Source organism: Variovorax sp. HJSM1_2, from assembly GCF_049316285.1.
Classification (GTDB): Bacteria; Pseudomonadota; Gammaproteobacteria; order Burkholderiales; family Burkholderiaceae_C; genus Rhodoferax_B.
The window spans coordinates 101,670-125,753 of the sequence record NZ_JBMOXA010000013.1 but is presented as its reverse complement, the minus strand read 5'-3'; the positions used below and the strand labels follow the sequence as shown (position 1 = coordinate 125,753).

The 24,084-nt window shown below is 63.0% G+C and carries 18 protein-coding genes; 17 read left to right on the top strand and 1 reads right to left on the bottom strand.

Going from position 1 to position 24,084, the window contains the following annotated elements; all coding sequences use genetic code 11:
* From ACFQ95_RS16140 to ACFQ95_RS16100, 9 genes are all read left to right on the top strand, one after another.
* Positions 1–831 (top strand): tripartite tricarboxylate transporter substrate binding protein (locus ACFQ95_RS16140; RefSeq protein ID WP_422832597.1); only part of this gene is annotated, 831 nt, incomplete at its 5' end.
* Positions 832–1,094: 263 nt separating this feature from the next.
* Positions 1,095–1,472: a hypothetical protein gene (locus ACFQ95_RS16135; protein WP_422832595.1), complete on the top strand. Its 378-nt coding sequence runs from the start codon at positions 1,095–1,097 to the stop codon at positions 1,470–1,472.
* Positions 1,473–1,602: 130 nt separating this feature from the next.
* Positions 1,603–2,955 carry a tRNA (N6-isopentenyl adenosine(37)-C2)-methylthiotransferase MiaB gene (gene miaB, locus ACFQ95_RS16130; RefSeq protein WP_422832593.1) on the top strand — a complete coding sequence of 451 codons (1,353 nt, stop codon included), beginning with the start codon at positions 1,603–1,605 and terminating at the stop codon, positions 2,953–2,955.
* A gap of 34 nt (positions 2,956–2,989) precedes the next feature.
* Complete coding sequence (locus tag ACFQ95_RS16125; protein WP_422832592.1) at positions 2,990–4,411, top strand: sensor histidine kinase; 1,422 nt, start codon at positions 2,990–2,992, stop codon at positions 4,409–4,411.
* 10 nt (positions 4,412–4,421) lie between these two features.
* Positions 4,422–5,141, top strand: coding sequence for a hypothetical protein (locus ACFQ95_RS16120; RefSeq protein ID WP_422832590.1), 720 nt, complete (start codon positions 4,422–4,424; stop codon positions 5,139–5,141).
* A complete protein-coding gene (locus ACFQ95_RS16115) occupies positions 5,138–6,538 on the top strand; it encodes a sigma 54-interacting transcriptional regulator (protein ID WP_422832589.1) in 1,401 nt (466 codons plus the stop codon). The genes ACFQ95_RS16120 and ACFQ95_RS16115 overlap by 4 nt, the downstream gene beginning before the upstream one ends.
* A 387-nt stretch (positions 6,539–6,925) precedes the next feature.
* Positions 6,926–8,950, top strand: a complete 2,025-nt coding sequence (mdoH, locus tag ACFQ95_RS16110; protein ID WP_422832602.1) for a glucans biosynthesis glucosyltransferase MdoH — start codon at positions 6,926–6,928, stop codon at positions 8,948–8,950.
* Positions 8,951–9,207: 257 nt separating this feature from the next.
* Positions 9,208–11,229, top strand: coding sequence for a metallophosphoesterase (locus ACFQ95_RS16105; RefSeq protein ID WP_422832588.1), 2,022 nt, complete (start codon positions 9,208–9,210; stop codon positions 11,227–11,229).
* An 80-nt stretch (positions 11,230–11,309) separates the two neighbouring features.
* Positions 11,310–12,095, top strand: a complete 786-nt coding sequence (locus ACFQ95_RS16100) for a PEP-CTERM sorting domain-containing protein (RefSeq protein ID WP_422832587.1) — start codon at positions 11,310–11,312, stop codon at positions 12,093–12,095.
* Between the two features lie 51 nt (positions 12,096–12,146).
* On the opposite strand, the gene ffh is transcribed toward ACFQ95_RS16100, so the two are convergent.
* The gene (ffh, locus tag ACFQ95_RS16095) at positions 12,147–13,529 is read right to left on the bottom strand and encodes a signal recognition particle protein (RefSeq protein WP_422832586.1); all 1,383 of its coding nucleotides are present in this window, start codon (positions 13,527–13,529) and stop codon (positions 12,147–12,149) included.
* A gap of 80 nt (positions 13,530–13,609) precedes the next feature.
* On the opposite strand from ffh, the gene ACFQ95_RS16090 reads away from it, so the two are divergent.
* The 8 genes from ACFQ95_RS16090 to ACFQ95_RS16055 all read left to right on the top strand — a co-directional run bounded on the left by ACFQ95_RS16090 (position 13,610) and on the right by ACFQ95_RS16055 (position 24,014).
* Positions 13,610–14,410 carry a cytochrome C assembly family protein gene (locus ACFQ95_RS16090; RefSeq protein ID WP_422832585.1) on the top strand — a complete coding sequence of 267 codons (801 nt, stop codon included), beginning with the start codon at positions 13,610–13,612 and terminating at the stop codon, positions 14,408–14,410.
* Positions 14,411–14,438: 28 nt separating this feature from the next.
* Positions 14,439–14,675, top strand: a complete 237-nt coding sequence (locus tag ACFQ95_RS16085; protein WP_422832583.1) for a PP0621 family protein — start codon at positions 14,439–14,441, stop codon at positions 14,673–14,675.
* Positions 14,676–14,685: 10 nt separating this feature from the next.
* Entirely contained in the window at positions 14,686–16,425 is a 1,740-nt protein-coding gene (locus tag ACFQ95_RS16080) for a sensor histidine kinase (protein ID WP_422832581.1), read from the top strand.
* Positions 16,426–16,435: 10 nt separating this feature from the next.
* Positions 16,436–17,986, top strand: a complete 1,551-nt coding sequence (locus tag ACFQ95_RS16075) for a sigma-54-dependent transcriptional regulator (RefSeq protein WP_422832579.1) — start codon at positions 16,436–16,438, stop codon at positions 17,984–17,986.
* A complete protein-coding gene (ampD, locus tag ACFQ95_RS16070) occupies positions 17,979–18,569 on the top strand; it encodes a 1,6-anhydro-N-acetylmuramyl-L-alanine amidase AmpD (RefSeq protein ID WP_422832577.1) in 591 nt (196 codons plus the stop codon). Before ACFQ95_RS16075 ends, ampD begins: the two co-directional genes overlap by 8 nt.
* Before the next feature lie 379 nt (positions 18,570–18,948).
* Positions 18,949–21,879 carry a ribonucleoside-diphosphate reductase subunit alpha gene (locus ACFQ95_RS16065; protein WP_422832575.1) on the top strand — a complete coding sequence of 977 codons (2,931 nt, stop codon included), beginning with the start codon at positions 18,949–18,951 and terminating at the stop codon, positions 21,877–21,879.
* A gap of 177 nt (positions 21,880–22,056) precedes the next feature.
* Complete coding sequence (locus ACFQ95_RS16060; RefSeq protein ID WP_422832573.1) at positions 22,057–23,232, top strand: ribonucleotide-diphosphate reductase subunit beta; 1,176 nt, start codon at positions 22,057–22,059, stop codon at positions 23,230–23,232.
* A 176-nt stretch (positions 23,233–23,408) separates the two neighbouring features.
* On the top strand, positions 23,409–24,014 hold the full coding sequence (locus ACFQ95_RS16055) for a histone (RefSeq protein ID WP_422832600.1): 606 nt from the start codon (positions 23,409–23,411) through the stop codon (positions 24,012–24,014).
* Positions 24,015–24,084: the final 70 nt, after the last annotated feature.

The window sequence follows — 24,084 nt, the reverse complement described above, 5'->3', positions numbered from 1 at the left end:
CTGGTGGCCGACAAACTGCAAACCCGCTGGAGCATGCCGGTGGTGGTCGACCCCAAGCCCGGTGGTGCGGGCGCGGTGGCCATCAACGCCATGAAAAACGGCGCGCCCAACGGCAGCAGCCTGGTAGTGGTGGACGTGCAGCACATGTCGATCAACCCGCTGATCTACAAGGCACTGAGCTACGACGCCGACCGCGATCTGGTGCCTGTGGCCCTGCTCTACAAAACGGCGTTTTTTGTGACCGTGGCGGCCGACAGTCCGTTCCGCACCTTCAAAGACCTGGTGGCCGCTGCGGCCAACAAGGCGCGCCCGCTGACCTACGGCTCCAACGCCATCGGCAGCCCGCTGCACCTGGCCGCCGCGCGGCTGGAAACGGCACTGGGCCACGAGATGCTGCATGTGCCCTACAAGGAAACCTCGCAGCTCTACGCCGCCGTATCCACCGGCGAGGTGGACTGGGCCTATGGCAGCATCGCCACCGCCGGTGGCCTGGCACGCGGCGGCCGCCTGCGTTTCCTGGCCGTGGCCGACCGTGCACGCTCGCCCGCCATGCCCGACGTGCCCACGCTCGAAGAAGCCGGTGGCCCGCGCGGTGTGGACGCACTCACCTGGGTGGCACTGATGGCCTCGCGTGGCACACCCGAGCCCGTGGTCACGGAACTCAACGCCGCCGTCAACGACGCGCTGGCCCAAACCGATGTGCGCGAGCGCATGGCCAGCTTCGGTTTTGTGCCCGGCAGCGGCCCGGCGCAGACCGTCGCCGAGCTGACACAAAACGACAGACGCCAATACGCCGAAGTGCTGAAGCGGGTGAAGGTGTCGATCGACTGACAGCTTGGAGCCTGTTCATCTCTATTGGGGCCCACGGGGCGTCTGGGTTTTCTGCAACAGACCCTAGGGCCGGCGCTTGACGCCTACAAACAAGCAGCCGATCTGCTTTTTGAACAGCGCTCCGGCGGGCGCCATCCAGGACGCTGGCTATGAGCGGCCGCTGAGCTTCACCCCCAAGCAATGCCGGGTGGTGAGAACTGTGGATGCCTCGGATAAAATCGTGGGCTTCACACAGCCTCTGGATATAAACCACGATCCGCTGCATGCACACCACACCACACACCCCCATCTCCTTAGCTTTCCGCTTTGCGGTCGCAGCCCTGCTGTTGGCCGCCAGCGGCTTGGCCTCGGCCCAGATACGCGAGTTCCCGGCCAATGCCTTGCGCGGCAAGTTGCAGGTCCTGCAGCCGCCGGACATCCTGCTCGACGGCAAGGCCGACCGCCTGGCGCCAGGTGCGCGCATTCGCAACATCACCAACAACTTCACCGTCTCGGGTGCGCTTGTCGGCCAGACGCTGGCCGTGAACTATGTGCGCGAACCCAGCACCGGCCTGGTGTTTGATGTCTGGGTGTTGACCGCCGACGAAATCGCACTGCCGCGCCCGAACACCCCCAAACGCCGCTGGTTCGAGTTCTTCTGACGCCGCATACGGCCCGCGCCGTCTGATGCCTGCACTGCGAAGCCTGCGCAGAATTCAAGAAAAAACAGGCTTTAACGCTTCTGCAGCATGCGGAAGCCGCTATGTTTTTTGCAATAAATACGAGATTCTCATGAGTAAAAAAGTCTTTATCAAAACCTTCGGCTGCCAGATGAACGAGTACGACTCGGACAAGATGGTCGATGTGCTGCACGCCGCCCAGGGCTACGAGGCCACGCAAAACGTCGACGAGGCCGACCTGATCCTGTTCAACACCTGTTCGGTGCGCGAGAAGGCGCAAGAGAAAGTGTTCTCTGACCTGGGCCGCATCAAGCACCTGAAGAAAAAAGGCGTGCAGATCGGCGTGGGCGGCTGTGTGGCCAGCCAGGAGGGTGAAGCCATCATCCAGCGCGCGCCCTATGTCGACGTGGTGTTTGGCCCGCAAACCCTGCACCGCCTGCCCGAGATGCTCAACGCGCGCGCCAAGCTGGCCCGGCCGCAGGTGGACATCAGCTTTCCCGAGATCGAAAAGTTCGACCACCTGCCACCCGCGCGGGTCGAAGGTGCCTCGGCGTTTGTCAGCATCATGGAAGGCTGCTCCAAGTACTGCAGCTATTGCGTCGTGCCCTACACACGCGGCGAAGAGGTCTCGCGGCCGTTTGACGATGTGCTGGTTGAAGTCGCCGGCCTGGCCGACCAGGGTGTGCGCGAGGTCACGCTGCTGGGCCAGAACGTCAACGCCTACCGTGGGCCCATGGGCGACACCAAGGAGATCGCCGACTTTGCGCTGCTGATCGAATACGTGGCGGCCATTCCCGGCATCGAGCGCATCCGTTTCACCACCAGCCACCCGAACGAGTTCACGCCGCGCCTGATCGAAGCCTACGACAAGGTGCCGCAACTGGTGAGCCACCTGCACCTGCCGGTGCAACACGGCAGCGACCGCATCCTCATGGCCATGAAGCGTGGTTACACCGCTATGGAATACAAGAGCACGGTGCGCAAGCTGCGCGCCATCCGCCCCGACATGGCGATGAGCAGCGACTTCATCGTCGGTTTCCCGGGCGAGACCGACGACGACTTCAACAAGATGATGAAGCTGATCCACGACATTGGCTTTGACAACAGCTTCAGCTTCATCTTCAGCCCACGCCCCGGCACACCCGCGGCCAACCTGGCCGACGACACGCCGCACGACGTCAAGCTGGCGCGCCTGCAGCATCTGCAAGGCGTGATCGATGCCAATGTGCGCGCCATTGCGGCGCAGCGCGTGGGCACGGTGCAGCGCATTCTGGTCGAAGGCCCGTCCAAGCGCGCCGGCGCCGACGGCCAGGAAATGATGGGCCGCACCGAGTGCAACCGCGTGGTCAACTTCAAGGGCCAGATGCGCCTGGTCGGCCAGATGATCGACGTCAACATCACCGAAGCCAAGTCTTATTCGCTGCGCGGCGAAGTGGTGCTGGCCGACACCCCTGTGGCCGCGTGAAGCTGATGCCAAAGTTCAAGCCTCATCACACCGCATGGCTGGCATAACCGGGCGCCGCGCCTCGTTCCAGCAGTTGCTGCTGGTCGCGTTCTTGCTGATCGCCGCGCTGCTGGGGGCTAGCGCACTGGCGGCAGTGTTCAACTTCGACAAACTCATGGCGCAAAGCGCCGGCTTTCAGGCGCGCGCGCTGCAGCTCAATGCCGCCGCGCAATCGCTGGCCGAGCGCAGCGCCAACATGGAACGCGCCGCGCGCCAGTCGCTGATCCTGAACGACGCCCCGCTGCGCCAGCGTTTTGAAGAAGCCGGACGCGAAGCACAAGGCATTCTGTCGGGCCTGCGCCCACCGGACCTGCCCCAGGAAGTGGCCGAACGCTGGCGTGCGCAGTTCCGCCTGTTGCGTGGCCTGATGGACGGCCCGAGCGAGACCAACCTCGAGCGCGAACGTATGTTGGCGGCCGAGTTTCGCGAGCTCGAAGTCATCAACTCCAGCGTCGCGCAGCAGGTGCAGCAAGCCATTGCCCAGCGCAACGGCGAGCTCACCACCCAGCTCAAGGCCAGCCGCGACATGCTCACACGCCAGGTGATAGGTGCCATTGCCCTGGCCGTGGCCCTGGCCGTGGCCTTTGGCATCTGGCTGGCACGCCCGTTCAAGCGTATTGAAAACGCCATCGTCGGCCTGGGCGAAAACCGGCTCGAAGACAGCATAGACATCCAAGGCCCTAGCGACGTGCGCCGCGTGGGCCAGCAGTTGGAATGGTTGCGTTTGCGCCTGACGGAACTCGATGCCGACAAGGCGCGCTTTTTGCGGCACATCTCGCATGAACTCAAAACCCCGTTGGCGGCCATGCGCGAAGGTGTTTCGCTGCTGAGCGACGGTGTCGCCGGCGAACTGAACAGCAGCCAACGCGAAGTGGTTGGCATCCTGCACCAGAACACCTTGTCGCTGCAAAGCCAGATTGAAGCCCTGCTGCGTTTCAACGCCGCCGCCTTTGAAGCCCGGCAACTACGCCGCGAGCCCTGCGATCTGCTGCAATTGCTCGAAGACCAGGTCGATGCACAGCGCCTGCAGTGGCGCGGCCACGGCCTGGTGGTGCGCATCGAAGGTGAATCCGTCACCGCACGCGTGGATGCGGCCAAGATGGGCACGGTGATCGCCAATCTGTTGTCCAACGCCATCCGCTTCTCGCCTGCGGGCGGCAAGATACTGCTGCAACTCTCGGCCAGTGCAGGTACCGTGACCATAGACATCCACGACAGCGGCCCCGGCGTGGCCGAGGCCGACCGCGCACGCATTTTTGAACCCTTTTTCCGTGGCCAACGCCAACCCACCGATGCCGTGCGCGGCACCGGCGTCGGCCTGTCCATCGTGCACGAATACGTGGCCGCACACGGTGGCCAGATCAGCTTGCTGCCCGAACAACCCGGCGCCCATTTCCGGCTCCAATTTCCAGGTTGACCCCAGCCCCATGAACCTACCCAGACTCTCCTCCACCGGCTTGCGCGCGCTGCGCTGCGCCGCCGGGCTTGCGGCCAGCGCCCTGCTGGCGGCCTGTGCCAGCAGCCCCCAACCGCCGGTCAAAGCGCCCGAACCAACACCCACGCCCCCTGCCAGCGCCGCCTCTGCACCCGAGCCAGTGCTGACCAGCGCCGTCGCCATTCCGGTGCAGCCCAGTGGCGACGTGGTCACCACCCGCCTGGCCCAGCGCCCGCTCAACAGCGCCGTTCTGAATTACGCCGACCGCACCCGGGCCATGTCGCCCGCTGATCTGGCCCAGGAGATCGCCCGCCTGGGCGACCTGCCGGACGCCGTGCGCAGCCCGCTGGAAGAACTGCAATTCGCCGTGGCGCTGGGCCAAACCCGCAACAGCGCCGACCTGAACCGCGCACTCGGCGCCACCCAGCGTGTGCTGGGCAAGTCCACCGACGAAGCCCTGGCCCTGCAGCCCCTGGCGCGTTTGCTGAACATGCGCTACGCCGAGCAGAAACGCGTCGAAGAGCTGCTGGACAAGCAAAACCAGGCGCTGCGTGACAGCCAACGCCGCAACGACCTGCTCAACGAGCGCCTGGAAGCCATGCGTGCGCTGGAGCGCAGCTTGAACTCTCGCCCCTTGCCCGGCTCTATTCGCAATATCCCCGGCAACAACCCCGGCAACGGCACCACCCCACACCAGGCCCCATCGCCATGACGCCACATACCACCCATGCCGCACCCCACTTGCTGGTGGTGGACGACGACGCCGACATGCTGCGCCTGCTGTCCATGCGCCTCACGGCCGCGGGCTACCGTGTATCGGCCGTGGGCTCGGCCGAGGCCGCACTGAACCAGTTGGACATCGAACGCCCGCAGCTGGTGCTGAGCGACGTGCAACTGCCCGGCCGCGATGGCCTGGCGCTGTTTGACGAAGTGCGTCAGCGCCACCCCTCACTGCCCGTGATCTTGCTCACCGCCCATGGCACCATTCCCGATGCGGTGGAAGCCACGGCGCGCGGCGTGTTCACCTACCTGACCAAGCCGTTCGAAGGCAAGGAACTGCTAGACAAAATCTCCCAGGCCCTGGCGCTGAGCGCGCCGGCGCTGCCCGCCACCGTGGGTGATGAAGCCTGGCGCAACGAGATCGTCAGCCGCTCCAACCGCATGGCCGAAATCCTGGCCGAGGCGCGCATGATTGCGCAGTCGGACGCCAGCGTGCTGCTGCGCGGCGACAGCGGCGCGGGCAAGGAACTCATGGCACGCGCCATCCACCGCGCCAGCCCACGTGCCAAGAAACCGTTTGTGGCGGTGAACTGCGGTGCCATCCCCGAAGCCCTGCTCGAATCCGAATTGTTCGGCCACATGAAGGGCGCCTTCACCGACGCCGTGGCCAACCACAAGGGCTTGTTCCAGGCGGCCGACGGCGGCACCTTGCTGCTCGACGAAATTGGCGACATGCCACCCTCGCTGCAGGTCAAGCTGCTACGTGTGCTGCAAGAGCGCGCCGTGCGCCCGCTGGGCTCCAGCCAATCGATCCCGGTGGACGTGCGCATCATCTCCGCCACCCACCGCGACCTCGACGCGGCCATGGCCACGGGTGACTTCCGCGAAGACCTGTATTACCGGCTCAACGTGGTGACGCTGACGCTGCCCACGCTGGGTGAACGCCGCGAAGACATTCCGCTGCTCGCCAACCATTTCTTGACGCGCCTGGCCGGCAAATACAACAAACGCCTGAGCGGCTTCGCCCCGGAAGCACTGAAGGCCCTGACCGTGGCCCCATGGCCCGGCAATGTGCGCCAGTTATTCAACGTGGTGGAACAGGTGTGTGCGCTGTCCGCCACGCCACTGGTGTCGCTGGCCCTGGTGCAACGCGCGCTGCGTGTGCCCAGCGTGCAGGTGCTCAACTATGCCGACGCCAAACAACGTTTTGAGCGCGAATATCTGGTGGGTTTGCTCAAGCTCACCGACGGCAACGCCGCCGACGCCGCACGCCTGGCCGACCGTAACCGGACCGAGTTTTACCGCCTGCTGCAAAAACACGAGTTGACGCCTGGTTTGTTTAAATCCGAGGCCCCAGGAAACCCTGTCGCTGATGAACGACAGGACTAAGTTGTTGATTTATATAGCATCAGCCTGACGACACAGGTAACTTGTCGCCGTTTGGCGACAAATAAGGCCGGTTTTCAGGGGGTGCAGCGCACAGACCCGACAAAAACCTTCAAAAATCAATCCAAGCCATTGATTTAAAACAAGTTTTCAACCTGGCATAGGGTTTGCACTACAGAGCACATGAAGCCTCTGTTGCCATCCTCCTCCGCACTGCCTCAAGCAGACACCCCAACTCCCTCGCCGGTGCTCGCGCGCCGTCGACAGGCCCGGGCCCAGGACGGGGTCCAGCTGGCCACCAAGCCCTGGAACTGGAACCGCACACCACGCGTGGCCGTGCCCGCAACCAGCACGGCGCCAGCCGAAGTGACGACACAACCTGTCGCACGCATCGGTCGCCAATTGCCCGGCCAGACCTGGGTCGGCCAGCGCAGCAGCCTGCGCGAAGAGCGCCATCCCAATTCCGTGACCGCCCCCCCCGTGCACCGCGGCAGCATGGTGCCCCGCCCATGGCGCGGTTTCTGGAACAGCATCGCCACCGGCACGCTGATGCGTTTGTCGGGCCGCCGCGCTGAAGCTGCGGCCCAACCCGCGGCTTTTGAGACCTGGCAAAAAGCCGCCAGCCAGCGCCGCAATGTGTTTTTGCTGATCACCGTGTTGACCACGGCCCTGGCCACCACACTGTTCGCCGGCGTGCAACCTGATTACGACAACGCCTGGCTCGAATACGGCCAGCTGGGCCTGTTCGCCCTGCTGTCGGCCTGGGTGGTCACCGGTTTTGCCACTGCACTGATGGGCTTTTATGTGAGCCTGCGCGGCGACAAACATTCCTTGTCGGCGCGCGAAGTGCAAGGCCACGCCATGCCCACCGATGCGCGTACCGCCATCATCATGCCGATCTGCAACGAAGACGTGTCGACCGTGTTTGCCGGTTTGCGCGCCACCTGCGAATCGGTGGCCGCCACCGGCCACAGCGGTGCCTTCGACGTGTTTGTGCTGTCCGACAGCTACGACCCGGCCATCATCCGCGCCGAACGCGACGCCTGGGAAAACCTGCGCAGTGCGCTGGCCACCCAGACCAATGGTCCGCAAGTCGAGGTCTACTACCGCCTGCGCACGCGCCGCAGCCACCGCAAGGCCGGCAACGTGGCCGACTTCTGCCGCCGCTGGGGCAAGGACTACAAATACATGGTGGTGCTGGACGCCGATAGCGTGATGAGCGGCGACTGCCTGACCTCCATGGTCAAGCTGATGGAAGTGCACCCCAAGGCTGGCATCATCCAGACCGCCACGCAAGCCATTGGCCACGTGACGCTGCACGCCCGCGCCCAACAATTCGCCTCGCGCATGACCGGCCGCCTGTTCACGCTGGGCATGCAGTACTGGCAACTGGGCGAGTCGCACTACTGGGGCCACAACGCCATCATCCGCGTCGCGCCCTTCATGGAACATTGCGCCCTGGCGCCCATCAAGGGCAAGGGCGGCATGAGCGGCGGCATCATGAGCCACGACTTCGTCGAAGCCGCACTGATGCGCCGTGCCGGCTACCACGTGTGGCTGGTGGCCGACCTGGTGGGCAGCTACGAACAACAACCACCAGACCTGCTGTCTGAACTGCAACGCGACCGCCGCTGGTGCCAGGGCAACCTGCAAAACGCCCGTTTGATGGCCGAGCCCGGCATCCACCCGGTGCACCGCGCGATGTTTGTCACCGGCACGCTGTCCTACCTGTCGGCTCCTCTGTGGTTGGCGTTCATGACGCTGGGCACCGCGCTGTGGCTGTCAGGCTCGCATGTGTTGGCCAGCGCCCAGGTGATGTCCGGTCAATGGGATGTATTGCCCGCTGAGTTGATGGGCCTGTGGGTCTGGACGCTGAGCATGCTGTTCCTGCCACGTGTGCTGGGCATCATTGCGGTGTTCATGAAGGGTGAACAACGCCGCTTTGGCGGTGGCTTCAGCCTGGTGAAAAGTGCGCTGCTGGAAAGCGCCCTGGCCATGCTGCAGTCGCCAGTGCGTATGTTGGCCCACACCTTGTTTGTGATCATCGCCATCACCGGCGTGAAGCTCGACTGGAAGTCGCCTCCGCGTGACGCCGTGGCGCTGAGCTGGGGCGCCACCGCCCGCAGCCTGGCTCCTATGACCCTGGTCATCGCGCTGCTGGCCGCCGGCATTGCCGCCATCGACGCCAGCGCCCTGGTGTGGTTGATCCCCATCGGCGCGCCACTGCTGCTGGCCATCCCCACCGCCGTGCTGACCAGCCAGATCGCCCTGGGCACAGCCCTGCGCCAACGCCGCTTCCTGCTGATCCCGGAAGAAAGCTGGTCACCTGCCGTGCTGCGCCGTGCCAAGGTGCATGCACGTCGCCTGGAACAGGCTGCGGCGCAGAACGCACAAGGTGCTTTGTTGGCGGCCTGATCTCAGTGCGTCACCTCACCAAAAAAGCCGGCTCGATGAGCCGGCTTTTTTTTGGCTTATGCACCTCTTTCATTGCATGCATATGAACGACTAGAAACCTGCCGGATTGGTCGGTCACCCTGACATGTCACGGCGGTGTCGCGTGCATTTTCGAAACTTTGTGGCTCCGGGCGGGAGCTCACAATTTATTGAATGCAATGATCCAAGAAACCAATGGTGTCCCAGAGCAGGACACCGACAACACACCACAAGCACTCATGCTTAGTGACCGCCGCAGCATGCTGCGTGGTGCGGCCGGCCTGTCGGCCATGGCCGTCGGCGGCGGCTTACTGCAGGCCGCACAGGCGGCCACAACGGCTGTCACCAGCTTCGCGATCGCGGTGCTGCCCGACACGCAGTTCTATTCGCGCTATGCGACGACCGACGAAGGCCAGCAGTTCCAGAACCGCTACGGCTCCACGCCCTATGCCGCACAGACGAAGTGGATCGCCGACAACGCCAGCAAGTACAACATCCCCTTCGCCATCCACCTGGGCGACGTGGTCGACCAGGTTGGCAAGCCCAACCAGTGGCGTGTGGCCGATGAGGCCATGAAGCTGCTGGAAAACGCCGCCGTGCCCTACTCCATCCTGGCCGGCAACCACGACGTGTTGACCGACTACGACTACCGCACACCCAGCGACCAGGGCTCGGGCACCGATGCACAACGCAACCTGTCGGCCGAGCCCTATCTGCAGTGGTTTCCAACCAATCGCGCGGCGCGCCAGAGCACCTTCCGCGAGCGTGATGGCTCGGGCTTCCACGAATACCACGTGTTCACCGCCCATGGCGTGCAGTTCATGGTGCTGTCGATGTCCTGGCGCGTGTCGGACGCGGCCATCACCTGGGCACGCGACGTCATCCGCCGCAACCCCACGCTGCCGGTGATCCTGTCCAACCACCAGTTGCTCAACATCAACGCCGATGGCGTGACGCCGGCCGAGACCGAGTACGGCAAGATGCTCTGGGACAAGCTGATCAACGACAACGACCAGATCTTCATGACGCTCAACGGCCACCACCACGGTGCGGCCTACCTGCCGAAGTTCAACAAGTTCGGCAACGAAGTGCACCAGATGGTGGTGGACTACCAGATGGACTACCAGGGCGGCAACGCCATGATGCGGCTCTACGAGGTCGACCTGGTGGGCAACAAGATCGACGTAATGTCGTTCTCGCCCTGGGTGGTGGGCAAACCCGCCAACACGCTGACGCAATTCGACTTCGCCGAACTTACGGCAGCTAACCAGCGCTTCACCATCAACATCAACTTCAAGAAGCGCTTTGCTGGTTTCTTGCGCTGGAAGCCGACGCCATCCACCACTGGCACCGCGATCCTGCCGCGTGTGCGCAGCGAGTTCCTTGCCAACTACGTCGAGCCCACGCCAGCGGTCATGCGCCCGCCAGCAGACGCCAACGACTTCCCGTTGATCACCGGCGACGACAACTACGCCCACTGGCGCGCACCGGCCGGCATCAGCGAAGGCCGGGTCGTGCAGATCGGCGAAGCCATGCCGAACATCACCACCAGCGGCCAGCACGTGGGCCAGCATCTGTTCCGAGCCACCCCGGCCGGTGCCGCCCAGTTGGGTGATGTGGTCTGGTCTACCGACAAACACTACCTGTCGTCGGCGCCAGGCAGCGTGCGTTTTCTCAACAGCGATAAGACCACGGGCCGGCTGAACGCCTTCCTGACCCAGGTGGGTGCGTCGGTCAACAACCGCAGCTTCTGGAACGGTTACACCATCGAGGCCTTCATCAAGCTGCCGGCCGACTGGGATTCGAACAAACACCGCTGGGCCAACCTGCTGGGCCGTGTGGGCCGGCGCGGCAGCGTGCCGGGCGGATTCCGTGGCGGCGACCCGGAAGCCTCCAGCGTGCTGTTCGCCATCTCCAGCCTGCGCGAAGTGCAGTGGGAGATCGTGCCCGCCAGCAATTCGCAGTACCCGCAGACCGCCTGGTCGGGCGAACTGATACGCAGCACCTGGTACCACGTGGCCATCGTCAACGACCCGGCCACACGCATGACCACGCTGTTTGTCGACGGCGCGCCGGTGCTGCGCAACATCGCCAACGCCGAAACGGGCACTCGCTCCATCAGCGTCAACAACCCCTGGATCGTCGGCGCCGGCTGGTGGGACACGGTGCTGACCGACGGCTACTACGGCTGGATTGGTGAGATCCGCCTGGTCGGCCGGCCCCTGCCGTCGACCCAATGGCTGACGGCGCGCCGCAGCTGACGCGGCGCTGCCACGTATTGCTCAACACAGGCAGCCCTTGCCGGGCTGCCCCTCGTCATTTTTATTTCGGAGTTTTTCCCATGTTTTCTCGCATCGTCACGGCCGCCGCCGCTGCACTGCTTCTTAGCGTCAGCGCTCAGGCCACCCCTCTGCAAGCCACCGGTGGCATCTTCAATGGCAGCGGCTACGGCAGCAGCTACACCGGTGCCGGCGGCACTACACCGCTCTACAACCGGGCGCTGGGCCAGGTCGAGGACGGCGGCAATGGCGCCTTCGACGCCTTCGGCTTCTACAACAGCGGCACCACAGGCCTGACGCAGACCCGCCAGGTCGAGCTGCTGAGCGGCAACGTTTTCCGCTTCTTCGACTCGTTCACCAACAACACCAGCCAAGTCATCAACACCACGCTGAACTTCTTCGGCAACCTGGGTTCGGACGGCGACGAGTTGATCCACTACAACCAGGGCGGCCTGATCGTCAGCTGCGAGGACGACTGGACCAGCCAATGCGGCAATGACCCCGTGCTGGCCCTGGTCTCGGGCAATAACGGCCTGGGCATCGCGACCATCACGCCCGACCGCTACAACGTGTCGTTCACCGTCAGCATCGCCCCGGGCGCGGTGCTGAGCCTGCTGAACTTCGCCTTCCTGTCCAGCGACGAAGACGGCCCAACCGCCAACGATGTGGACCTGGCGCTTTCCACCGGCCTCGACCTGCTGGACGCGCCACGCCTGGAAGGCCTGACCGACGCCCAACTGGCCACCCTGGCCAATTTCTCGCTGCAACACGTGCCCGAGCCCTCCAGCATGCTGCTGATGCTGACCGCTCTGGCCGCCCTGGGATGGCGGACACGGCGCAAGAGCTGAGCCCGTCAAGCCATAAAAAAGGGCCGCTACGCGGCCCTTTTTTTGTACCGTTTAAAACGGCAACTTCGGCATGCCCTTCATGCCCCCCAGGCCCTTCATACCGCCCATCTTTTTCATCATCTTCATCAGGCCGCCGCCCTTCATCTTCTTCATCATCTCCTGCATCTGGCCGAACTCGTTCAGCAGGCGGTTGACTTCTTGCACTTGCACACCGGCACCGGCGGCAATGCGGCGTTTGCGTGTGGCTTTGATGAGCTCGGGCTTGCGGCGCTCCAGCGGCGTCATGCTGAGGATGATGCCTTCCTTGCGCTTCATGTCTTTCTCGGCCTTGTCCATGTCCACAGAACCGGCCTTGGCGGCCATCTGGGTCGGCAGTTTGTCCATCAGGCTGGAGAGGCCGCCCATTTGCTTCATCTGCTGCAGTTGGCCCAGGAAGTCGCTGAGGTCAAAACTCTCGCCGCTCTTGACCTTGGCGGCCAGCTTTTGCGCCGCAGCAATGTCGACACCCGCAGACACCTGCTCGACCAGTGCCACGATATCGCCCATGCCGAGCACACGGCCGGCGTGGCGTTCGGCGTCGAAGACTTCCAGGCCGTCGATCTTTTCGCTGGTACCGGCGAACTTGATGGGCGCGCCGGTGATGTGGCGCACCGACAGGGCCGCGCCACCGCGTGAGTCACCGTCGGTCTTGGTCAGCACGATGCCGGTCAGCGGCAGCGCATCCGAGAACGCCTTGGCGGTGTTGACCGCATCCTGACCCTGCATGGCATCGACCACAAACAAGGTCTCCACCGGCTTGAGCAGCGCGTGCAATTCCTTGATTTCGGCCATCAGCACTTCGTCGATGGCCAGGCGGCCGGCGGTGTCGACCAGCAACACGTCGAAGTAGTGGCGGCGCGCGTAGTCGATGGCGGCGCGCGCAATGTCGGCGGGCTTTTGATCGGGCGTGCTCGGAAACCACTCCGCGCCGGCTTGGGCTGTCACGGTTTTCAGCTGTTCAATGGCAGCCGGACGATACACGTCGCCCGATACCGTGAGCACTTTCTTCTTGCGCTTTTCGATCAGCAGCTTGGCCAGCTTGGCGGTAGTGGTGGTTTTACCAGCGCCTTGCAGACCGGCCATCAAGATCACCGCTGGCGGCTGGGCCGACAAATTGATGTCGCTCACGCCCTGGCCCATAGTGGCCGACAACTCGCGGTTGACGATGCCCACCAGCGCCTGGCCTGGCGACAGCGAACCCATCACCTCCTGGCCCAGCGCCTTTTCTTTCACGCGGGCGATAAAGTCGCGCACCACGGGCAGGGCCACGTCGGCCTCGAGCAGCGCCATGCGCACTTCGCGCAACATGTCGGACACGTTGGACTCGGTGATGCGGGCCTGACCGCGGATTTCTTTGACGAGGCGGGAAAGTTTTTCGGTAAGTGCGGAAGCCATGGGGTTTTTCCGCTGACGCGGAGCCTGAAGTTGGGGCCGGCGGGTGCCGCTGATATATAGCAAAAGGCTAAACTGTAGCCATGATTTTAACGACTGCGCCCCTGGCCATCGTGCTGCTGTCCGCAGCCGCTGCCGCCGCCTACGCCGTACCGGCCGCAGGCGCTGCGCGTTTGAGCATGCCGGCCAGCCGCGCTGCGCTGCTGGTGGCTTGGCTGTTGCACGCCGTGGTGTTGGTGGCCACGCTGCTGGACGGCACGCCACGCTTTGGATTTGCGCCGGCCTTGTCGGTCACGGCCTGGCTGGTGCTCACGGTATATGCGGTGGAAAGCCATCTGTTCCCTGAGTTGCGTGCGCGCTGGGCGCTCGCCGGGCTGGGTGCGGCCGCTGTTTTACTGGCGCTGCTGTTTCCCGGTACGCCCATGCACACCAGTGCCTCGCCATGGCTGCCACTGCACTCGGCGCTGGGCATCGCGTCCTATGGTTTGTTCGCGGCGGCCGTGGTGCATGCCTGGCTGATGACCCGGGCCGAACGCCAAATGCGCCAACCGGGCGGCTCCTCGGCCGGTATTCCACTGCTGACGCTGGAGCGCATCACCTTTCGACTGGTCAGCGCGGGCTTCGTGCTGCTGTCGGGCACGCTGCTGGCAGGCTGGTGGTTTGGTGAACAGCTATACGGCCAGGCCACCTGGAAGTGGAGCCACAAGGCCTTCTTTTCGGTGCTGTCATGGATCACCTTCGCCATACTACTTCTGGGTCGCTCGCGCTTCGGCTGGCGTGGCCGCAAGGCCGTACGGGTGCTGTACATAGGAGCGGGACTGCTGCTGCTGTCTTATGTGGGCTCGCGCTTTGTGCTCGAAGTGGTGCTGCACCGCGCCGCCTGACCTCACTTAACAAGACTCTTCTTTGTCTGTGAAACTCATACTTGTTCTGCTGGCGCTGCTGCTGGGTGTCTGGCTCTGGCGCAACGGTCGGGTCGACCACCAGAAAGAGCGCAAAAACGCCGCCGATCAAGCACACAAGCGTTTGCCACAAAACATGGTCAGTTGTGATGTGTGTGGGCTGCATCTGCCCGAAGCCGACGCAGTGCGCGGCGAACACGGCATCTACTGCAGCCAGCAACACCTGCAACAAGCCAAACCTTGGTGACCACCGCCTTATGAGCGTCAACTGGGAAAGCGGCGCGCCGCTGGACGCGCTGGAATCAGAGTTCTTGCCCCTGGCAGCGGGCAATACCGACCACCTGCCACTGGTGCGTGTGTGGTACGGCTTCATGACCGCACGCGTGATGATTGCGCTGGCCATTCTGGGCCTGCAGGCGGCGCTGTTCTTCTTGGGCAGCGCGGTGCCGGTATGGCTGCTGCTATTTTGCGCGGCCTACTTCGTCAGCACCGTTTTTGTGCGCGTCCTGACCACCCCCGACCAAGCCACCAACACACGATCATTGTTCTGGGTCTGGACGGTGGGCGTGGATGCACTGGCCATCGCGGTGCTGCAGGTGGCGCAAACCGGCAACATCAACTTCGCCCCCTTATTGGGCATGCCGGTATTGCTGGCCTCGCTGCTGGGCTCACGCAATATGGCGCTGGGCACCGCCGCCGGCATGACCTTGCTGACCCTGCTGGAAGCCTGGTGGCTGGGCAGCCAAAGCGGTGGTGATCAAACCGCGCGCTTTGCACAGAGCGGCCTGACCGGCCTGGGCTACTTCGCCGCTGCATTTGTGGTGAACCAGCTGGCCGCACGCCTGGTGCGTGAACAGCAGCGTGCGCTGCGCGGCGTGTTGACGGCGCGACTGCAAACCCACGTCAACGAGTTGGTGATGGAAACCCTGACCGACGGCGTGGTGGTGGTCGACACCACCGGTCTCATGCGCGCTGTCAACCCGGCCGCGCGCCAAATGCTGGGGGCCGACAAACCCGGCCCACGCCAGAGCGAATACCTGGGCCAACGCACGGCCTGGCAGCCTCTGCAGGCATTGGCGCGGCAGACCTTTGCTGACGAAACCGCGCAGGCGGCCGATGTGAGCATCGTCTACCCCGGCAAAAGCCCGCGCCGCATACGTGTGCGCACCCGGCTCACCTTGTCGCACGAGGTGCGCGCCGAAAGCTTGTGTGTGATGTTCATGCATGACCTGCGGGAAATCGAAGCCCGGCTGCGCACGGAAAAAATGGCGGCCATGGGGCGTATGTCGGCCGCCGTGGCGCACGAAATCCGCAACCCGCTGGCCGCCATCAGCCAAGCCAATGCCCTGCTTGATGAAGACCTCAGTGACCCGCACCACAAGCAGCTGACCGAGATGGTGCGCCACAACGCACAACGCCTGGCGAAGATTGTCGACGAGGTGCTGGGCATCGCCCGCGTGCAGCACGCCGGGGTACAGCGCACCTCTCCCATTCAGGTGAGGCTGGACGAAGCGGTGGTGACCATCTGCCGCGACTGGGTGCAGCAGGACCCGGCGCAACGCAAGCTGCAGTGGACCATGGGTACACTGGGCCTGCCGGTAGATTTCGACCCCGACCACCTGCAGCGCGTGCTGGTGAACCTGCTGGACAACGCGCAGCGTTATGTAAGCCACCAAGAGGGTTCCATCCAGGTCCAGACACAGCTCTCCAACTACCGGCAATCAATTCTGCGTGTATGGAGCGATGGCGCGCCCATGGAGCAAGCGGTGGAGCAGCATTTGTTCGAACCCTTTTTCACTTCAGAGAGCCGTTCCAGCGGCCTGGGCCTGTATATTTGCCGGGAGCTGTGTGAACGCCACCGCGCCGTGATTGGTTACCAGCGCGCCACACGCAACCTGGCCAACCGTGAAGTGACTGGCAACGAGTTTTATGTGAACTTTCGACCACCCAAACCGTCGGCCGTGACGGGTGATCTGTTCGAACCCCTATTGCCTTGACGCCCTGAACATGCCCATGTCCCCTCAGTCCGCCAGCGCCACTATTCTGGTCGTCGACGACGAGCCCGATCTGCGCACACTGTACGAACTGACCTTGCTGCGCGAAGGCTACCGCATCGACACCGCCGCGGATGTGGCCGAAGCCATGCAGCAGTTGCAGGCCAAACAGTTTGATGTGGTGATCACCGACATGCGCCTGCCCGACGGCACCGGGCTGCAAGTCCTGCAGCAGCTGCGTGCAGCACAGCGGCCCGAACGCTGCATCGTCATGACCGCTTACGGCTCGGCCGAAAACGCCGTCGAAGCGCTGAAGTCCGGCGCCTTTGACTACCTGACCAAGCCCGTAGACCTCAAGCAATTTCGTGCGGTAGTGGCGTCGGCCCTGCGCGACGTGCCCGCCAAGCCGACCCAGAGCAGCGCGCCTGCGGCACTCGGCACGGTGGCCGCCAGCACCACGTCTGCCGTGCCAACGGCCGCCGCTCCTGGCCAGCCGGCGCTGTCGCCGGCTGCGGTGCACGCATTGCAGCGGCTGGTGGGCCATTCGGAACCCATGCAAGGCGTCAAGCGGCGCATCATCAAAGTCGCGCGCAGCATGGCACCGGTGTTGGTGCGCGGTGAATCGGGTACCGGCAAGGAACTGGTGGCCCAGGCCCTGCACGCCAACAGCCACCGCGCGGGCGGCCCATTGATCGCCGTGAACTGCGGCGCCATCCCCGAAAACCTGCTCGAAGCCGAATTCTTTGGGGCGAAAAAAGGTGCCTACACCGGCGCCCTGCAAGACCGCGAGGGCTATTTCGCCGCTGCCCAGGATGGCACGCTGTTTCTCGACGAGATTGGCGACTTGCCGCTGGCCATGCAGTCCAAGCTGCTGCGCGCCATTCAAGAGCGGCGTGTGCGGCCACTCGGCGGCACACATGAAATTGCCGTGGATGTGCGCATCGTCAGCGCCACCCACAAGGACCTGGCACAGGAGGTGAAGGCCGGCCGCTTTAGGCAGGACTTGTATTACCGGCTGAACGTGATCGAAATCGTCATCCCGCCACTGCGCGATCGCCGCGAAGACCTGCCCGCCCTGTGTGATGCCTTGTTGTACCGCATTGCCAGTGAATCAGGTCTGCCGCCGCCCACAGTGTCCGACGAATTGCTGCAGCAATTGGCACGCCATCCGCTGGTCGGCAACGTGCGCGAACTGGAGAACCTGCTGCACCGCGCCATCGCCATGAGCGAGAACGACGGCCTGCATGTGGACTTTGAACCCACGGAAAACCTGAGCCCGCTCACCCGCAGCGATGGCTCGCTGTTTCCAGAAGACGAAGCCCCGCCAGCGGCGCCGGAATGGCCACCCTCGGGCCCGGCCCCACTTTCTGCCGGCTTGCCATCTGATCTGCAAGCCTATCTGGACCAACAGGAACGCGACATCCTGGTGCAAGCGCTACGCGCCACCGGTTTCAACCGCACCGCCACGGCGGCCCGGCTGGGTTTGAGCTTGCGGCAGATTCGCTACCGTATCGAACGCCTGAATATTTCCGCCCCCTCCGAGCAGGAGCCGCAGGATGAATGAGCCGCTGTGGCACAACGGTTGGTACCGCTACGCCCACGCGCAGGCCTCGCCCAACTTCGGGCCGCGCCCCGCAGGCGCGCAGATCGACCTGCTGGTCCTGCATTCCATCAGCCTGCCGCCGGGCCAATACGGTGGTGATGAAGTGTGTGCACTCTTCTGCAACACACTCGACTGGGACGCACACCCCTATTTCCAGGGCATTCGTGGCTTGCAGGTCTCGGCGCATTTCTTTATTCGGCGCGACGGCGCCCTGTGGCAGTTTGTCAGCTGTGACGCCCGCGCCTGGCATGCCGGCGCCTCCCACTACCGGGGTCGCGACAATTGCAACGATGACTCGATTGGCATAGAGCTCGAAGGCCTGGAAGGCGACACCTTCGAAGCCGCCCAGTACGAAACCCTGGTCAGCCTGGTGACGGCCCTGGGCTTGGCCTACCCGATTCGCCACGTCGCGGGACACGAGCACATCGCGCCCGGCCGCAAGTTGGACCCAGGCCCTGGTTTTGACTGGCCTGCGCTGCGCAAAGCCACTGGCTGGTCTGCCGAGGTGTTTCCAATTTGCAGCGAAGACCAGGCAAAAAAATAATTTTTTTTGCTGTGCGCGCCCTGCGTTAGATCGCACCGGCGATCGGTTGCGTGCATGGCTTGCGCCCAATTGGCGCGGCCTGCGAAGGCATAACGGCCTGCAACCAGCATGCAGGCTTGTTTTGCTCAGAAAAACATTGCATTGATCGGTATTGCCGGGCCATCGCATAAGCCCTTTGCCGCAGTGCGGCACCGGCCGCACCACCGAGTCCACCCCCACCGCCCAAGGTACACTACGGGTAGTGGATTGAATTGAATCAACACACCATATATAGTGTTTCCTGCACAGCGAAACCACACTAAATAAGCCCCCATCCGACAGTCGCGCACCGCCAACGGATGGCCTGATTTACACCTAGAAAACCAACGAAAAGGAAACCATGCAAACTGCATTGAATTCACCCGCTGCCGTTCCCCAGAGCCATGTGGCCTCGGCCAGCGCCACCCCAGCCGCAAAAGGCTTGGCGCTTGACGCGTTGGCGCACTACCAGATCATTCGCCGCAACGGTGCCGTGGTGGCCTTCGAGCCGAACAAAATCGCTGTCGCCATGATGAAGGCTTTCCTGGCCGTGCACGGCACGCAAGGTGCAGCCTCGGCCAGCGTGCGCGAAGTGGTGGACAACCTCACGCAGGGTGTGATTCGTGCCATGGTTCGTTCGCGCCCAGGTGGCGGCACGTTCCATATCGAAGACGTGCAAGACCAGGTCGAACTCGGCCTGATGCGTGGTGGCCACCACGAAATCGCGCGCGCTTATGTGCTGTACCGCGAACGCCGCAGCCAAGAGCGCACCAAACAAACCGAAGTTGCCGCCGCTCCCGTGCCGGCACTGCACGTGATCGACGGCGGTGAGCGCGTGGCCTTGGACCTGGGCCGCCTACAGTTGCTGATCCAGCAAGCCTGCGCCGGCCTGAGCGCCAGCGTGACACCGGCCCCCATCGTGTCGGAAACCATGCGCAACCTGTACGACGGTGTGCCGATCGAAGAGGTTTACAAGGCCTCTATCCTGGCCGCCCGTACGCTGATCGAAAAAGACCCCGACTACACCTACGCCACCGCGCGCCTGCTGCTGCACACCATCATCAAGGAAGTGCTGGGCGAAGAGGTCACTCAACCCGAAATGGGCGAGCGTTACGCCGACTACTTCCCGCAATATGTGAAGAAGGGCGTGGAAAACGAGCTGCTTGACGAAAAGCTGCTGCAGTACGACCTGAAGAAGCTGGGCGCCGCCCTGAAAGCCGAGCGCGACCTGCAGTTCGACTACCTGGGCCTGCAAACCCTTTATGACCGCTACTTCCTGCACGTGCGCAAGACGCGCATCGAGCTGCCACAGGCTTTCTTCATGCGTGTGGCCATGGGCCTGGCCATCAACGAAATCGACCGCGAAAGCCGCGCCATCGAGTTCTACGAAGTGCTGTCGTCGTTCGACTTCATGTCGAGCACACCCACGCTGTTCAACGCCGGTACGCTGCGCCCGCAGTTGTCGTCGTGCTACCTGACCACCGTGCCCGACGATCTGGACGGCATCTACGAGTCGATCAAGGAAAACGCCTTGCTGTCGAAGTTTGCCGGCGGCCTGGGCAACGACTGGAGCCGTGTGCGCGCCCTGGGCTCGCACATCAAGGGCACCAACGGCGAATCCCAAGGTGTGGTGCCGTTCCTGAAGGTGGTGAACGACACGGCTGTGGCCGTGAACCAAGGCGGCAAGCGCAAGGGCGCGGTCTGCACCTACCTGGAAACCTGGCACTTGGACATCGAGGAGTTCCTGGAGCTGCGCAAGAACACCGGCGACGACCGCCGCCGTACGCACGACATGAACACCGCCAACTGGATTCCCGACCTGTTCATGCGCCGCGTGATGGAAAAGGGCCAGTGGACCCTGTTCTCGCCCAGCAACACGCCTGACCTGCACGACCTGTTTGGCGCGGCATTCGAGAAGGCCTACGTGGCCTACGAAGAAAAAGCCGCACGCGGCGAGATCAAGCCCGCCAAGACCGTGCAGGCCACCGACCTGTGGCGCAAGATGCTGACGATGCTGTTCGAAACCGGCCACCCCTGGATCACGTTCAAGGACGCCTGCAACGTGCGCTCGCCCCAGCAACACGCTGGTGTGGTGCACTCGTCCAACCTCTGCACCGAGATCACGCTCAACACCAGCGACACCGAAACCGCGGTGTGCAACCTGGGCTCGATCAACCTGCTGCGCCACCTGAAGGACGGCCACGTCGACCACGACAAGCTGAAGAAGACCGTTTCCACCGCCATGCGCATGTTGGACAACGTGATCGACATCAACTACTACGCCGTGAAGAAAGCGCGTGACTCCAACCTGCGTCACCGCCCCGTGGGCATGGGCCTGATGGCCTTCCAGGACAGCCTGTACGAACTGCGCATTCCCTACGCCAGCGAAGCCGCCGTGCAGTTCGCCGACGAGTCTATGGAAGCCATCTGCTACTACGCCTACTGGGCGTCTAGCGAACTGGCCAAGGAACGCGGCAAGTACTCCAGTTACAAGGGCTCGCTGTGGGACAAGGGCGTGCTGCCGCTGGACACCCTCAACATGCTGGCCGAAGCCCGCGGCGGCTATGTGGAAGTGGACCGTTCGTCGACGCTCGACTGGGATGCCCTGCGCCGCAAGATCGCGGCCGACGGCATGCGCAACTCCAACTGCGTGGCCATCGCGCCGACCGCCACCATCTCCAACATCATTGGTGTGGACGCGTCTATCGAACCAAGCTTCGGCAACCTGTCGGTGAAGTCGAACCTGTCGGGCGAATTCACCGTCATCAACAGCTACCTGGTGCGTGACCTGAAGCGCCTGGACCTGTGGGACGACGTGATGGTCATGGACCTGAAGCACTTCGACGGTTCGCTGCAACCCATAGACCGCGTGCCAGAAGAAATCAAGGCGCTGTACGCCACGGCTTTTGAAGTCGAAACCACCTGGTTGGTGGAAGCCGCAGCCCGTCGCCAGAAGTGGATCGACCAAGCGCAATCGCTGAACATCTACATGGCTGGCGCCTCTGGCAAGAAGCTCGACGACACCTACAAACTCGCATGGACGCGCGGCCTCAAAACCACGTACTACCTGCGTACCCGTGGTGCCACCCACGCAGAAAAATCCACGGTGACCGCTGGCCGTATGAACTCGGTGTCTTCGGGCAACGAGACCAACACCAGCAAGATGAACGCAGTCGATGTGGCCGCAGCCGCCGCACGTCAGCAAATGGCACAAGAAGCATCCGTTGATGCACCCGCCACCGACATTCGCTTCTGCGCGATTGACGACCCAGGCTGCGAAGCCTGCCAGTAAGTTCTCTCAGCATCGCGCGACACAACATGTCGCATGCCGTCACGCAGCACATGATGCCGCTCGCGCGATGCTAATGAGCAACAGTCGGACCTCATTCACCTATTAAATCGGCGGCGAAAAAATTGGAAGCTTTCCATTTCGCCTGTCCGCTTTCATAATCCGCACATTGGAAAATTTATGTTGACCTGGGACGAAGAAGTCAAGCCCTCACTGCAGCCGGTAGCCTCTGGCGGTTTAACCACCGACCGCCGGGATCAAGCCTCGCCGACAACTGCCGCATCGGTCTCTTTGCAGCACGCCAAGACCTTGGCGCAAACCGCCGGCGCCACACCTGCACGTCGCGTGAACGCAGCCGACAAACGCATCATCAATGGCCAGACCGACGTCAACCAACTGGTGCCGTTCAAGTACAAGTGGGCTTGGGAAAAATACTTGGCCACGTGTGCCAACCACTGGATGCCGCAAGAGGTCAACATGACCCGCGACATCGCGCTGTGGAAAGACCCGAATGGTTTGACCGAAGACGAGCGTCGCATCGTCAAGCGCAACCTCGGCTTCTTTGTGACCGCCGACTCGCTGGCCGCGAACAACATCGTGCTCGGCACCTACCGCCACATCACGGCGCCCGAGTGCCGCCAGTTCCTGCTGCGCCAAGCGTTTGAAGAAGCCATCCACACCCACGCCTACCAATACATCGTGGAGTCTTTGGGCCTGGACGAAAGCGAGATCTTCAACGCGTACAACGAAGTCCCGTCTATCCGCAACAAAGACCAGTTCCTGATCCCGTTCATCGACGCCATCAGCGATCCGAACTTCCACACCGGCACACACGAAACCGACCAGACGCTGTTGAAGTCGCTGATCGTCTTCGCCTGCCTGATGGAAGGCCTGTTCTTCTACGTCGGCTTCACGCAAATTCTGGCGCTGGGCCGCCAGAACAAGATGACCGGCGCCGCCGAGCAATACCAATACATCCTGCGCGACGAATCGATGCACTGCAATTTCGGCATCGACCTGATCAACCAGTTGAAGCTCGAAAACCCACACCTGTGGACCGCAGAGTTCAAGGAAGAGATCAAGGGCCTGTTCCTGCACGCGGTGGAACTGGAATACCAGTACGCCGAAGACACCATGCCACGTGGCGTGCTGGGCATGAACGCGTCCATGTTCAAGGGCTACTTGCGCTACATCGCGAACCGTCGCGCCACGCAGATCGGCCTGGAAACCCTGTTCCCGAATGAAGAGAATCCGTTCCCTTGGATGAGCGAGATGATCGACCTGAAGAAAGAGCGCAACTTTTTCGAAACCCGCGTCATTGAGTACCAATCGGGCGGCGCGCTCTCGTGGGATTAAGTCCCCGCTACATCTGATGGATTTTCATAATCAACCTTCAGCCGCACACGGCGTAGAACGTGGCATTGAAGGTTTAACCGAGTTCATGGCGCTGGGCATTGGCCCAACGCCATGCATCGCTTGGCGCCGACCAACTGGCGCGAAGTGCTCTTTGTAAATCGATCAAGGAGAGAAAAATGGCAACTGCAAAAAAACCGGCCGCAAAGAAAGCCGCACCAAAGACCGCTGCTAAGAAAGCAGCACCAGCGAAGAAGGCTGTTGTAGCCAAGAAGGCTGCTCCCGCCAAGAAGGCAGCACCAGCGAAGAAAGCTGTTGTAGCCAAGAAGGCTGCACCTGCCAAGAAGGCCGCACCAGCGAAGAAGGCCGTTGTAGCCAAGAAGGCTGCTCCCGCCAAGAAGGCAGCACCAGCAAAGAAAGCTGTTGTAGCCAAGAAGGCTGCGCCTGCCAAGAAGGCCGTTGTAGCCAAGAAGGCCGCTCCCGCCAAGAAGGCAGCACCAGCGAAGAAAGCCGTTGTAGCCAAGAAGGCCGCTCCTGCGAAGAAGGCCGCCGCTCCTGCCAAGAAAGCCGCTCCAGCGAAGAAAGCTGTTGTCGCCAAAAAGGCCGCCCCTGCGAAGAAGGCCGCTGCAGTGAAGAAGGCTCCTGCTGCGAAAAAGGCAGCTCCTGCCGCCAAGAAGGCAGCGCCTGCCAAGAAAGCAGCCAAACCAGCCCCTGCGACCTCGGCCGCACAGACCACGCTGAACCCACAGGCAGCCTGGCCTTTCCCTACCGCAAGCAAGCCTTAATACAGGGCTTACGCTTGTTTTCAAACCCGGCCTTGCGCCGGGTTTTTCATTTTTGGGCACCGGCTTTGCA

What these genes read in the sequence shown, in the direction of transcription:
- ACFQ95_RS16135 (WP_422832595.1), top strand. Translation starts at nt 1,095, where the DNA reads ATGCACACCACACCACACACCCCCATCTCCTTAGCTTTCCGCTTTGCG.
- miaB (WP_422832593.1), top strand. Translation starts at nt 1,603, where the DNA reads ATGAGTAAAAAAGTCTTTATCAAAACCTTCGGCTGCCAGATGAACGAG.
- ACFQ95_RS16125 (WP_422832592.1), top strand. Translation starts at nt 2,990, where the DNA reads ATGGCTGGCATAACCGGGCGCCGCGCCTCGTTCCAGCAGTTGCTGCTG.
- ACFQ95_RS16120 (WP_422832590.1), top strand. Translation starts at nt 4,422, where the DNA reads ATGAACCTACCCAGACTCTCCTCCACCGGCTTGCGCGCGCTGCGCTGC.
- ACFQ95_RS16115 (WP_422832589.1), top strand. Translation starts at nt 5,138, where the DNA reads ATGACGCCACATACCACCCATGCCGCACCCCACTTGCTGGTGGTGGAC.
- ACFQ95_RS16105 (WP_422832588.1), top strand. Translation starts at nt 9,208, where the DNA reads ATGCTTAGTGACCGCCGCAGCATGCTGCGTGGTGCGGCCGGCCTGTCG.
- ACFQ95_RS16100 (WP_422832587.1), top strand. Translation starts at nt 11,310, where the DNA reads ATGTTTTCTCGCATCGTCACGGCCGCCGCCGCTGCACTGCTTCTTAGC.
- ffh (WP_422832586.1), bottom strand. Translation starts at nt 13,529, where the DNA reads ATGGCTTCCGCACTTACCGAAAAACTTTCCCGCCTCGTCAAAGAAATC.
- ACFQ95_RS16090 (WP_422832585.1), top strand. Translation starts at nt 13,610, where the DNA reads ATGATTTTAACGACTGCGCCCCTGGCCATCGTGCTGCTGTCCGCAGCC.
- ACFQ95_RS16080 (WP_422832581.1), top strand. Translation starts at nt 14,686, where the DNA reads ATGAGCGTCAACTGGGAAAGCGGCGCGCCGCTGGACGCGCTGGAATCA.
- ACFQ95_RS16075 (WP_422832579.1), top strand. Translation starts at nt 16,436, where the DNA reads ATGCCCATGTCCCCTCAGTCCGCCAGCGCCACTATTCTGGTCGTCGAC.
- ampD (WP_422832577.1), top strand. Translation starts at nt 17,979, where the DNA reads ATGAATGAGCCGCTGTGGCACAACGGTTGGTACCGCTACGCCCACGCG.
- ACFQ95_RS16065 (WP_422832575.1), top strand. Translation starts at nt 18,949, where the DNA reads ATGCAAACTGCATTGAATTCACCCGCTGCCGTTCCCCAGAGCCATGTG.
- ACFQ95_RS16060 (WP_422832573.1), top strand. Translation starts at nt 22,057, where the DNA reads ATGTTGACCTGGGACGAAGAAGTCAAGCCCTCACTGCAGCCGGTAGCC.
- ACFQ95_RS16055 (WP_422832600.1), top strand. Translation starts at nt 23,409, where the DNA reads ATGGCAACTGCAAAAAAACCGGCCGCAAAGAAAGCCGCACCAAAGACC.